This window comes from Psychromonas sp. SP041, from assembly GCF_000470315.2.
GTDB lineage: Bacteria > Pseudomonadota > Gammaproteobacteria > Enterobacterales > Psychromonadaceae > Psychromonas.
On record NZ_CBRF02000005.1, the window covers coordinates 49,156 to 61,395 of the forward strand.

Annotated in this window: 10 protein-coding genes; 3 read left to right on the forward strand and 7 right to left on the reverse strand. The window is 38.9% G+C overall.

Annotated elements, in window-relative coordinates; genetic code table 11:
* Positions 1–78 precede the first annotated feature (78 nt).
* A complete protein-coding gene (locus SP041_RS04140) occupies positions 79–1,026 on the forward strand; it encodes a homocysteine S-methyltransferase family protein (protein WP_025564325.1) in 948 nt (315 codons plus the stop codon).
* A 98-nt stretch (positions 1,027–1,124) separates the two neighbouring features.
* On the opposite strand, the gene SP041_RS04145 is transcribed toward SP041_RS04140, so the two are convergent.
* The 6 genes from SP041_RS04145 to SP041_RS04170 all read right to left on the reverse strand — a co-directional run bounded on the left by SP041_RS04145 (position 1,125) and on the right by SP041_RS04170 (position 9,151).
* Complete coding sequence (locus SP041_RS04145) at positions 1,125–1,943, reverse strand: HAD family acid phosphatase (protein WP_025564327.1); 819 nt, start codon at positions 1,941–1,943, stop codon at positions 1,125–1,127.
* 568 nt (positions 1,944–2,511) lie between these two features.
* Positions 2,512–3,477, reverse strand: coding sequence for an ABC transporter permease (locus tag SP041_RS04150; RefSeq protein WP_025564329.1), 966 nt, complete (start codon positions 3,475–3,477; stop codon positions 2,512–2,514).
* Positions 3,478–3,480: 3 nt separating this feature from the next.
* The gene (locus SP041_RS04155) at positions 3,481–4,611 is read right to left on the reverse strand and encodes an ABC transporter permease (RefSeq protein WP_025564330.1); all 1,131 of its coding nucleotides are present in this window, start codon (positions 4,609–4,611) and stop codon (positions 3,481–3,483) included.
* Entirely contained in the window at positions 4,608–6,194 is a 1,587-nt protein-coding gene (locus SP041_RS04160; RefSeq protein ID WP_025564332.1) for an ABC transporter ATP-binding protein, read from the reverse strand. The genes SP041_RS04155 and SP041_RS04160 overlap by 4 nt, the downstream gene beginning before the upstream one ends.
* Before the next feature lie 137 nt (positions 6,195–6,331).
* Positions 6,332–7,336, reverse strand: a complete 1,005-nt coding sequence (locus SP041_RS04165; RefSeq protein WP_025564334.1) for a BMP family ABC transporter substrate-binding protein — start codon at positions 7,334–7,336, stop codon at positions 6,332–6,334.
* A gap of 378 nt (positions 7,337–7,714) precedes the next feature.
* On the reverse strand, positions 7,715–9,151 hold the full coding sequence (locus SP041_RS04170; RefSeq protein ID WP_025564337.1) for a nucleobase:cation symporter-2 family protein: 1,437 nt from the start codon (positions 9,149–9,151) through the stop codon (positions 7,715–7,717).
* Between the two features lie 366 nt (positions 9,152–9,517).
* Here SP041_RS04170 and SP041_RS04175 point away from each other — a divergent pair, with 366 nt between their 5' ends.
* Both SP041_RS04175 and puuE read left to right on the forward strand, forming a co-directional pair.
* Positions 9,518–9,844 carry an aspartate/glutamate racemase family protein gene (locus tag SP041_RS04175; protein ID WP_025564339.1) on the forward strand — a complete coding sequence of 109 codons (327 nt, stop codon included), beginning with the start codon at positions 9,518–9,520 and terminating at the stop codon, positions 9,842–9,844.
* Between the two features lie 75 nt (positions 9,845–9,919).
* Positions 9,920–10,852 (forward strand): allantoinase PuuE, encoded by a 933-nt coding sequence (gene puuE / locus SP041_RS04180; RefSeq protein WP_025564340.1) that lies wholly within the window; start codon positions 9,920–9,922, stop codon positions 10,850–10,852.
* Between the two features lie 150 nt (positions 10,853–11,002).
* Here the strand turns inward: puuE and SP041_RS04185 are convergent, their stop codons facing one another.
* Positions 11,003–12,232 carry an allantoate amidohydrolase gene (locus SP041_RS04185; RefSeq protein WP_025564343.1) on the reverse strand — a complete coding sequence of 410 codons (1,230 nt, stop codon included), beginning with the start codon at positions 12,230–12,232 and terminating at the stop codon, positions 11,003–11,005.
* Between the last annotated feature and the right edge of the window lie 8 nt (positions 12,233–12,240).

Sequence of the window (12,240 nt, forward strand, 5' to 3'; positions counted from 1 at the left end):
CTGATGAAGTTTCAGTATGTTTTTTCTGTGATTATGTTTAAATAAACACATATTAATTTAGACGTATAGAAGTCCATAATGAAAACATTAACAATATTAGATGGTGGTATGGGGCGTGAACTTAAACGCATTGGCGCGCCGTTTTCTCAACCACTATGGAGTGCTCAGGCTTTGATTGAAGCACCACATTATGTGACTCAAGCACATCAAGGGTTCATTGATGCTGGGGCCGAAATTATCATCGCGAATAGTTATGCTTGTGTGCCATTTCATCTCGGCGAGACGCGCTATCAACAGCAAGGCTATGCATTAGCCGAGCAAGCTGCCATTATTGCGAAAGAAGTTGTTAAAGCCTCTAAAAAAGACGTGTTAGTCGCTGGATCATTACCACCTGCTTTTGGATCTTATCGTCCTGACTTATTTGAGAGCAAGCGTGCCTTTGAAATATTAAACACATTATTTAACGCGCAGGACCAACACGTCGACCTATGGTTTGCTGAAACCATTTCAAGTGTTGAAGAGGCATTGGTCATCGTCAATGTGCTTAAAGGGTCAACAAAGCCTTGTCACTATGCATTTACATTGAGCGATCAAGTTGGCGAATCAGCACGATTACGTTCTGGCGAGTTGGTGACAACGGCTATTGAAGCGATTTTGCAAGAAGGTAATATTGATGGCATTTTCTTTAACTGCTCTATTCCCGAAGTCATTGAGCAAGCAATATTAGATACTAATAAAGTCTTAATTGAATGCGTTATAAACGATGCAGACCATAAAGAAAAGACTAATACAGAAGATAGTAAACAGCAGATAAGTATCGGTGCGTTCGCTAATAGTTTTGTGCCTATTTCAGCTACTCACAAAGCTAATGAAGCGGTGCAAGGATCTCGCGATCTTTCACCTGAAGAATATCTACAATTTGCTAAAAAATGGCATCGTCTTGGTGCAAATATTATCGGTGGATGTTGTGGGATTGGTCCTGCTCATATTGAAGCGTTAGTTGACTGGAGAGATAGCCTTTCGTAAAGAGGGGGATACTCATCAAAATAAAGCGCTATTTAATCGAACAGATCCAATCGCGCTTTTTGTTTTAAAGCTTTATTTTGACGTTATGTTATTTAAGCTTAAAGCTTACCCGCCGCTGCTTGTTTTAATTTCTTTCTGTTTTCATCGTTAGCTTCAGGTTCTGATTGACCAAAAATACCTGCCATCCAATGACCATCGGTTGGGTTAGGGAACAATACGTATTTTTTGCCGTATAAGTCGCGGTCTTCTTCCATCTTCGCTTTACGCCCTGCAACATCGCCTTTGACGTAATATTTACGACGGAAATCATTGAGGCTATCACCAAGAAAAACAGCCACGTCATAATCTTTCATTATTTCATTTTGACGTGTTTCTTTATTTGATGTGTCACGTAACACCGTAAGGTGGCTTTCATCTTTCAGTGGGAAACCTAAGTGCTTGATATTACCAAGCGCGTACTCAAAGGTCTTTTCACCTTGTTCGCGGCTAGTGATATAAAAAATTTCCACGTTATTTTCTGCACAAAAAGCTAAAAACTCTTTTGACCCTGGAGATGCCACCATTTTATTTTTTGGGATCCATCCATCCCAAATAGGATCGTCGAAAAAGTCGATATTTTTATCAACTAACATTGCCCAGTAATCAAGGGGAAGCACTAAGGTATCATCAAAATCAGACACGATAGCAAGTGGTTTATCACCTTTTTTATGCTTCGCTAATGCGAGTTCTACGTGCATACGAGCGATATTAAAGCCTTGGTAGTAAAGCGCTTGGTATTCAGCCGCTGTTTGTTTCCATGCCACTGAATACAATAAAGGGTTTGCTGTTTCGACATGATCATCTGCCAATACTGTTGGTGTTATAAAAGGACTACTAAGTGCAATAGTGAGTAGTGATTTTTTTAAGAAATTAGCCATAACGTTTTAACATCCTTGATTAAGTAATCTAAATTGAATCTCTATAATAACGAGTGGAATGTCGCCTTATAGAGCTAAAAAATATGAAGTAATAAAGCCATTCCTGATACATCAGGCAAGCGACTTAGATTAATATAATTTAATTTTGTCTATTTCTCTATCCCTCTCTTTTTTCTATTTACCTATTCTTTTACGCCTTCATTTAATTGAAGTGTTTAAGTAACCTCTGTCCTGGATAAGCAAAGCGATACAACACCGCTATTTTCGTGGATTTCTGCGTTAAATTATCTCTCAATAACTCGTTATTGCATCAATAATTGCCTGAACTATGCAAAACTAACGAGACAGTATAGTAATGAATATAACCTTATGATTTTAAATGTAATTGTTTTTTCATTAACCAGAATTGAGATTAAATAATATTTAATGTGTAAAAGGGTGTTTTTGAATAGGGGAAGACCGTCGATAAGCTGGATTGTAATTAGGTTATATCAGCGTCGATAAGAGAGTTGTATTTAGACTTAATAAGTCTAGATTACTGCTAAAAAACAGCAATCTAGATATAAACCTAACGAGATTTAACGTAAGGCACACCAATTGATTTTGGTCCTACAGCGCGACCAATAAAACCAGCAAGTAACAATACCGTCAATACATAAGGTAATATTTCAATTGCTTGCACTGGTATTTCACCAATAAATGGTAACTCCGCACCTTGTAGGCGAATGGCCATCGCGTCTAAGAAGCCAAACAGTAAACAGCCCCACAACACAGGAACAGGTTTCCACTTACCAAAAATAAGTGCCGCTAGTGCGATATAACCTTTACCCGCACTCATATTGGGCACAAACCCAGCACTATGTGCAGTGGATAAATAAGCACCCGCTATGCCTGTTAATATACCGGCACAGATCAGTGCTCGATAACGTAACCAAGCAACAGAGATACCGGCAGTATCAACAGCATGTGGGTTTTCACCTGCTGCACGTAAACGTAAGCCAAAACGTGTTTTAAAGATGATCCACCAACAAACAGGTACGATTAATAGTGATAAGTACACTAAGATGTTATGACCAGATATGAGCTCACTATAAAGTAACCCAATCACTGGCACGTCTGCAATTGCATCAGCACCTGGTAAAGTAATCGACGTAAAGCGTTCACCTTGCGATAAAGGTGGTGTTTGACCACCAAGTCCAAACCAGTAACGACCTAATGTAACGGTTAACCCTGCAGCCAGCATATTAATCGCAACACCTGACACTATCTGGTCACCACGATGTGTTATACATGCAAAACCATGCAGCATAGCTAGCAGAACTGATGTTGCCATTGCCGCTAATAACCCTAGTGTCACTGAGCCTGTTATTGAGGCAGTGGCTGCAGCTGCAAATGCTGAAGCTAATATCTTTCCTTCAAGCGCAATATTTACAATCCCTGAGCGTTCAGAAAATAAGCCTGCCAACGCAGCAAGAATAAGTGGAGCTGATACTCTTAAGGTTGCATCGAGTATTAAAATGATACTTTCATACATAATTTAAGCCTCCGCTGCTAATTGGTTTTTAGGTTTTTTCTTGGCATCAAGGTATACAAATAATCGTTCTGTCGGTTTTACTAACATTAACGATAAGGCACCACTAAATAGAACAACTAATGCCTGTACTACTTGGATCATTTCACGGTCAATATTTGGGAAGTCGAAGGAAAGTTCTGCACCGCCTTGATAAAGAATACCAAATAAAACACTCGCTAGAATAATACCAAAAGGGTGGTTTCGACCGATTAAACAAACCGCAATACCGGTAAAACCATATCCTGCTACAAACCCTAATTTAAGTTGTTGTCCGTAACCTTGCACTTCATTCAGGCTTAATAAACCTGATAAAGCACCAGAGATTAACATCACAATGATGATTAAGCGTTTACGGTTAATACCACCATATTCAGCGGCTGAAGGGCTTGCTCCCATTGCTCGTATCGCGTAACCCCAGCGTGTTCTCCATAATAATAACCAAACCAATACACAACAAAGTAGGGCAATTAAAAAACTCAAATTCATCGGGGATTCAGAAAAGCTTAACCCAAACCATCCGACTATTTCATGGAAACCAGGCAAGACAGCGGCAGATTCGAAAACGCGTGATACGGGTGCCATTTGTCCTTTTTGGTTCAACACATTCACCATTAAATAAACCATTAATGAAGAAGCGATGAAATTAAACATGATGGTGGTAATAACAATGTGACTACCGCGATAAGCTTGTAAATAGGCTGGAATAAACGCCCATAATGCACCAAACGCCATACTGGCAAACATGGTGATCGGTAAAATAGCCCAGAAAGGTAAAGTATGGTCTAAGCCTAAACAAGCAAGGCCAACACCTAAACCACCGATATAAGCTTGTCCTTCACCACCGATGTTAAATAAACCAGCAGAAAAGGCGACGGCAACAGCAAGGCCGGTGAAAATAAAGTTAGTGGCATAATAAAAAGTATAGCCAATCCCTTCTTGGTAACCTAACGCACCACTGATCATGGTTTTTGCTGCTTCGATAGGGTTAACATCAACCGCAATAAAAATAATGGCTGAAAAAGCAAAGGCAAAAAGAATATTAATTAAAGGAAGAACAATAATATTTACCCATGCTGGAATCTTTGAGTCGTTCATATTTGTTCTCCAGAGGTTGTTTGTTGTGTTGTAGTTAGAAGCTCATCTGGCATTATATTGGCCATCATCATGCCGAGGATTTTTTCATTGGCTTGCTCTGCACTCACTTCTCCAACGATGTGACCATCAAACATTACAATAATACGATCTGATAACGCCATGATTTCATCGAGCTCTACTGACACGAGTAATATACCTTTACCTTGATCTCGTAATTCGATAATACGCTTATGAATTAATTCAATCGCACCAATATCGACACCGCGAGTCGGTTGACCAATTAATAACACATCTGGATTTTTATCGACTTCTCGCCCGATGATTAATTTTTGTTGGTTACCGCCGGAAAACAATGAGCTACGTAATTTAGGATCGCGAGGACGTACATCCCACTCCTCCATCAATCGAGCACATTCTTGGTTAATCATTTTTGGTTTATTAAGCAGTTTGCCATTGTAGGTTGGCGAGTTTTGATACCCTAAAATAGCCGACTCTTCTGCACTAAATGATTTGATCAAACCCATCACAAGGCGATCTTCTGGAATATGCCCAACACCTAACTCACGCATTTGTGCAGCAGAGCTCGGATGCATTGAATCAATACATGTTTGTCCGATATTGACTTGGCCTGAATTAGGTTTGATAAGTCCTGCTAATACACTCATTAACTCTGACTGACCGTTTCCAGAAACCCCTGCAATACCAACAATTTCACCGGATTTGATTGAGATAGAAACATCTTTTAAGCGGTCTACTCCCATTTCATCGGTGTAAGTTACCTTTGAGGTAGATAATAATTCGTTTTCAGGTGTTGCTACTGATTTCTCTACTTTAAGTCTGACTTTACGGCCAACCATTAGCTCTGCAAGTTCTTCTTTATTGGTCTCAGCTGTTTTACGATGTGCGACCATTTCACCTTGGCGCATGACGGATACATTATTAGTGGCTGCTAAGATTTCTCTTAATTTATGAGTGATCAATAAGATGGTGACGCCTTTGTCACGTAGCGCATCAAATATTTTAAATAGGTGATCTGTTTCTTGAGGGGTTAATACGCCTGTTGGCTCGTCAAGAATAAGGATCTTAGCGCCACGATATAAGGCTTTTAGGATTTCGACTCGTTGTTGTAATCCCACAGGTAAGTCTTCAACTAATGCATCTAATGGGACATCTAATCGGTATTCTTTTGCTAAACGTTCTAATTCAGTACGTGCTTTTTTTAAACTAGGCTTTAGTAACGCGCCGTCTTCGGCACCTAAAATTACGTTTTCTAATACACTAAAGTTATCCACTAACATGAAATGTTGATGAACCATGCCTATGCCGTAACGTATTGCTTCTTTAGAACTGGTTAATTTACGTACTTTACCTGATATTTTAATATCGCCAGAATCTGCAATATAAAACCCATAGATGATGTTCATTAGGGTTGATTTTCCTGCGCCATTTTCACCAATTATTCCATGGATCGTGCTTGCAGGTACCTTTAAGTTGATATTACAGTTAGCATGTACTGCACCGAATTTTTTATCGATACCACAGAGCTCTAAGGCAATATTTTGTTGATTATGGGGTTGAGACATAAATTAAGTTTCTCTATTCTGTCCGTTGATATAGATCGCTAAAAATGCCCCCTTACTTTAGATGCGAAGGGTTCGCACTAAAGCATTGGCAACAAAAAGTTGACAACAAGGAGGCATAATTATTTTTTCGAGGAGATTTAGTACTTACAAGTATTATCACTCATGTAATCGTGTACTTTGATTTCACCAGAGACTATTTGAGCTTTGATACCGGCAATTTTACCTTCCATATCAGGCGTAATTAAATCGCGGTTGAACTCGTCTAATGCCCAATCTACGCCATTTTCTTTTAGGCCAAGATTTTGGATACCAGCAGTAAAGTTACCTTTTTCAGCTGCGTTAAATGCATCAACCGTTGCTACGCCAACACGTTTAACCATAGACGTTAACATAACACCTGGGTGAATGTAGTTTTGGTTCGAGTCTACACCGATTGCATATTTACCTTCATCAGCAGCGGCTTGATAAACACCAACGCCTGTTCCGCCAGCGGCTGCAAATACGATATCAGCACCTTTACTAAATTGGCTTTTTGCTAATTCTGAACCACGTGCTGGATCAGACCATGCCGCATTTGTTGAACCCGTCATGTTTTGGAATACTTCAGCGTCTTGATTCACGAATTTAGCACCTTGCTCATAACCACAAGCGAATCGACGAATGAGTGGGATGTCCATCCCGCCAACAAAACCAACTTTAGCTGTTTTAGACTTCATTGCTGCCAGTGCACCCACAAGGAATGAACCTTCTTGCTCTTTAAATAGCACTGATTTTACATTCGGTAGATCAACAACAGCATCAATGATAATGAAGTTGCTATCAGGGTATTTAGCCGCTATTTTTTGTAATGGCGTTGCGTATAAAAAACCTACAACAAGAATTGGGCTGAAGCCTTTACGTGCTAGACGCTCAAGACCTTGTTCACGCTGTGCGTCACTTGAAGGTACTAATTCACGTACTTTCGTATCAGACTGCGCCATAAATTTAATAACACCATTTTCAGCAACTGCTTGACCAAATGATTTATCAAATTTGCCCGTTGAATCATAAGCAACAGCGGGTTTAAAATCAGCCGCATTGGCAACAAGTGAGCAAAGCGCGATTGATACTGCAGCCGCAGTGGTGGTTAATATTTTTTTCATAAATTGTCCTTAATATATATGTATTGATGGTTTGTAAAAGTTATTCATTAACTGTTTTGACGTTTTTAGTTTTCAATTTCCTACAATAAAAATGATCTAAAAAGAGTCGTCTAAAAAATCATTTGTAAAAGCTATCTAATAAAATACATTCACTAAAATACGCCAAGTTGTAAATAATACCTAATAGCGATTTAAGTTACTCATTAAGTTTAATGCCGTCGCATAAATCGCTAAGACAATTATCACACTATCTAAAAATTAATTGAAGAATTACCGTTTAATACGATAATTTCTTCAATTAAGCCACACAGCTTATTTTTGATAATGAGAAAGAAGTTGAATGGGTTAATGATATGACCAACTCAACATATTGATACTCTAGTTTTTAATCCCTTTAGATATCTCTTCATCAATTGGAAAGTCTTGAATGATTGGATTGTATTGCTCAGGATAATCACCTAAAAACAGTGACAGTAAAATTACACTCAAACCACTTGCAGTAATAGGAGAGCCAAAGATACTTTTTACGATGGCACCTAAATCACCACCAATATTAACAGAGATTGTATTAACTACTTCAGGAACCAATAACACGCCTAATCCCATACCGAATGACACCGCGAGTGTTAACATGTTTTTTCTGTTTAATTCTACGTGTGTCAGGATTTTTACGCCTGCAATCGCAACCGTAGCGAACATTATTATCGTTGCACCACCTAATACCGAATTGGGTACCGCGCGGAATAGCGCACCAATGTGTGGGAATAAACCCATGATGATTAAGATAGCGCCAATCCAAACACCAATAAAGCGACTCGCAATACCGGTTAATTGAATAACGCCGTTATTTTGACTGAATGTTGTATTAGGGAACGTATTGAATACACCTGCAATTAACGAGTTCACCCCATCGCCTAAAATACCTTGTTTAATGCGTTTTATGTATGACTTACCTGCTATTGGCTGTTTTGAAACCATACAGTTAGCCGTGATATCACCCGATGTTTCAATGGCTGTAATTAAATAAATTAATGCAATAGGAATGAAAGCGGCGATGTCGAATGAAAAACCATATTTAAATGGGATAGGAATACTGATCACGGACTCAACATGTGTAATGGCACTAAAGTTAACTTTACCCATCATCATCGCCGCTATCATACCCACAATCATACCAATGATAATTGAAGATAAACGTATCCATTGATTGCCATATTTATGTGCAGCAATAATGCTGACCATTACTAGGGCACCTAAAAATAGATTATCAAAACTCGCAAAAAGCTCTGGTTTATTGGTTAATAACCACTGCCCGCCAGCTAAGTCAGTAAAACCTACTTTGATTAAACTAATGCCGATAATAGTAATTACCGTGCCCGTTACTACTGGCGTAATAACGCGTTTTAATTTATCAACAAACTGACTCACAAAAATTTCTACAAAAGCACCTAGAACACAAACACCAAAAATTAGTGCTAGGATTTCATCTGGGCCACCGCCATTCGCTTTAGCAATAAAACCTGCTGCTAATACTGAACTTAAAAATGCAAAGCTAGTACCTTGAACACATATCATGCCTGCACCAATACCCATTGGTCTTTTAGCTTGAATGATAGTACCAACACCTGAAACCATTAATGCCATCGATATTAAATAAGGAATTTCATCACCTAAGCCAAGTACACCGCCAATGATAAGTGTTGGTGTGATAACACCAATAAAGCTCGCTAATACATGTTGTATCGCAGCAAAAAATGACTCTTTGTTCGATGGGTTATCATCAAGTTTATAGATTAACTCAGATTCATCACTCATGTGTATTTCCTTATTTTTTACTGAAACGATTGCGGCTATATTAATTATTTTTGCAACGATCGTGCCATTTAATGAGAAACAATAAATGTTCATTTAAAACATATAGTTATTGTTTTTTTAAAATAAATTTGGAAGAGTTGTAATTTAAGTTGATTCTTTATTGGTGCAGTACTCGCACTTTAAGTGCGCAATAAATGGGGTCTATGAATGGTGCTTTAAAATATATTTAAAGTATTTATATATAAAAATTTATGTTAATTGTTATATATAAAAATATAAGAGAATAGCCTATGCAACTTATTATGGTTTTCCAATGTAGAGATTGTTTTTTAGGCGATTAACATTCAGTTAATCGTCGTTTTGAGTGTGAAGTGTGCCACTGATATCGGAGTACTTGACCTTGAGGATACAAGCGAGGATATTTATCTTGAGCTTAAAAGTAAATGTGAAAAATCGATTAAAATTGATGGTGCAGAAGCGATTGTATTAGGTTGTGCTGGCATGTCTGATTTAGCCGTAAGACTGGCTGAAGAGCTACAAGTGCCTGTTATTGATGGTGTATCAGCGGCTGTAAAGCTTGCTGAGTCTTTGCATCAACTTAGTCTGAAAACATCCCAAATAGGTCAATACGGTTTGCCATTTAACAAAGCATTTCATGGTCGTTATCAGCACTGGGATAACAGTAAAAAATAATAAAAGCTGATAATTAATAATAGAGTAATTAATTAAAAAGCAAACTAATCAAAAAGTAAATAAGGATAGTTAACAATGAATAGTGATAACCCACGTGATTATATTGGTTATGGTCGCGATAATGTACCCGATGCTAACTGGCCTAATAAAGCAAAAATAGCCGTTCAGTTTGTACTGAATTATGAAGAGGGTGGAGAGAATTGTGTTTTACATGGTGATGCACATTCAGAAACATTTTTATCTGAAATAGCGGGAGCAGAAGCTTACCCTGAACGACATATGAGTATGGAGTCATTATATGAATATGGCTCAAGAGCAGGTGTGTGGCGTATTCTTAATGAGTTTAAATTACGTGGCTTACCATTAACTGTTTTTGGCATTGCCACTGCTTTAGAGCGTAACCCTGAAGTCACTAAAGCAATTATTGAAGACGGTCATGAAATTGCTTGTCATGGTTTAAAGTGGATCCATTATCAGCATATGCCAATTGAAGAAGAGCGTGAGCACATGCATCAGGCGTTAGATATTATTGAAAAACTAACGGGTACTCGTCCAACAGGTTGGTATACAGGTCGCGATTCTCCTAATACACGAACATTGGTTGGAGAGCAGCGCGGTTTAACTTACGATTCAGATTATTACGGCGATGATTTACCTTTTTGGTCACAAGTACCAAGCTGTGAAGATGGCGAAGATATGCGTCCGCATTTAGTCATTCCTTACACGCTAGATAATAACGACATGCGCTTTTCATCACCTTATGGTTTCAGCCATGGCGATGAATTTTTCCAGTATTTAAAAGACAGTTTCGACTGTCTTTATACTGAAGGAAGTGACAAACCTAAAATGATGTCAATTGGTTTACATTGCCGTGTTATTGGCAAACCAAGTCGTTTTATGGCGCTTAAAAAGTTCTTAGATTACGTACAGTCACATGATGATGTATGGATTGCACGCCGAGATGAGATTGCAAAACATTGGATAGAAAATCATCCTTACTCGGAGTGATTTTTAATTAATTCAAATAGCTTTTTGTTTGGTGTACTCACATAAAAACGGCGCTTAAATACATTATTTAAGCGCCGTTTTTGTCCGTTTTTTTGAACGTTATTTTAAAAGCTATTTTCAAGCACATTTACTGACTATTGTAATGCTTTTTTATACTGCTAGCTTTCTGATCATGTCAGTTAAACAGTCCAAAGCAACGGCAACGTCAGACTCAATCACTTGTTCTCTTGGGTTATGGCTGATGCCTTTTTCACAGCGAACAAATAACATGCCGATATCAGTAATATTGGTCATGACCATCGCATCATGTCCTGCGCCACTGGATAGAAAACACGGTTCTTTGTGAGTATATTGCTCAACGACTTCACCCCATTTCTGTTGTAAATCATCACTACATAAAACCGCTTCAGCTTGATACAGCTTTTCATGCTGTAAGGTTAGTTGACGCGCTTCAGCGATATCGCTTAATTGCTGTAATAGTAGTTTGCAGCAGTTTTCTAATGTTGATTGAGATTGACTGCGAATATCCACTGTGAAATGAACTTCACCTGCGATGACATTCACTGCACCAGGGAAAACATCACAACGGCCAACCGTTGCTACAATTTGATGTTCAAAGGCAAATTTTTCGATAGCACTGATCATTTGTGCTGCACCAGACATCGCATCTCGTCGCAAAGCTAAAGGCACTGTACCAGCATGGCCAGCCATCCCTTTAAGCTTGAATTGATAGCGTTTTGCACCGGCAATACCAGTCACGACGCCTACTGGTAAATCGAGATCTTCTAATACTGGGCCTTGTTCAATATGCACTTCTAAATAGGCTAGGGTATCTTCTTTGGTTTTTTGATCTTGACCTGCTAACGCTGGATCTAAACCAAAGTCACGCATCGCTTGGGCCATGCTAATACCTTGGCTATCTTGTATCGCTAACCAGTCTTGTTGAAAGCAACCTGCCACTGCACTTGAGCCAATTAATGTGGTGTTAAAGCGCGTTCCTTCTTCGTCGGCAAAAGCCACGATATCGACATGGAAGGGCAGTTCTTCACCAACTAATTGAAACATCGCTTCAATCGCTAATAATACCCCTAAGTTACCGTCATACTTACCTGCATTTGCTACGGTATCGCTGTGAGAGCCGATTAACAGTGTCGGTAATGTTGGGTTCGATGATACTTTTCGGCCCCATTGATTACCTACGCTGTCTTCCCACGTTTGTAGTCCAGCTTGTTGCATCCACTCTTCAATTTGTTGGTGCGCTAATTGATGCTCAGGTGTTAAATAAGCGCGAAGTAGACCGCCTTCCATTGCCGTGAAAGTAGCGAGGTGATCTGCCCACTGCATAATTTTAGTGGCTGCTTCATTACTATTTTGTGGCATGAATTCTC

Bases quoted from the DNA above. Each gene is read 5' to 3' on its own strand.
- SP041_RS04150 (WP_025564329.1), bottom strand. From the start codon at position 3,477: ATGTATGAAAGTATCATTTTAATACTCGATGCAACCTTAAGAGTATCA.
- SP041_RS04155 (WP_025564330.1), bottom strand. From the start codon at position 4,611: ATGAACGACTCAAAGATTCCAGCATGGGTAAATATTATTGTTCTTCCT.
- SP041_RS04170 (WP_025564337.1), bottom strand. From the start codon at position 9,151: ATGAGTGATGAATCTGAGTTAATCTATAAACTTGATGATAACCCATCG.
- SP041_RS04140 (WP_025564325.1), top strand. From the start codon at position 79: ATGAAAACATTAACAATATTAGATGGTGGTATGGGGCGTGAACTTAAA.
- SP041_RS04145 (WP_025564327.1), bottom strand. From the start codon at position 1,943: ATGGCTAATTTCTTAAAAAAATCACTACTCACTATTGCACTTAGTAGT.
- SP041_RS04185 (WP_025564343.1), bottom strand. From the start codon at position 12,232: ATGCCACAAAATAGTAATGAAGCAGCCACTAAAATTATGCAGTGGGCA.
- puuE (WP_025564340.1), top strand. From the start codon at position 9,920: ATGAATAGTGATAACCCACGTGATTATATTGGTTATGGTCGCGATAAT.
- SP041_RS04160 (WP_025564332.1), bottom strand. From the start codon at position 6,194: ATGTCTCAACCCCATAATCAACAAAATATTGCCTTAGAGCTCTGTGGT.
- SP041_RS04165 (WP_025564334.1), bottom strand. From the start codon at position 7,336: ATGAAAAAAATATTAACCACCACTGCGGCTGCAGTATCAATCGCGCTT.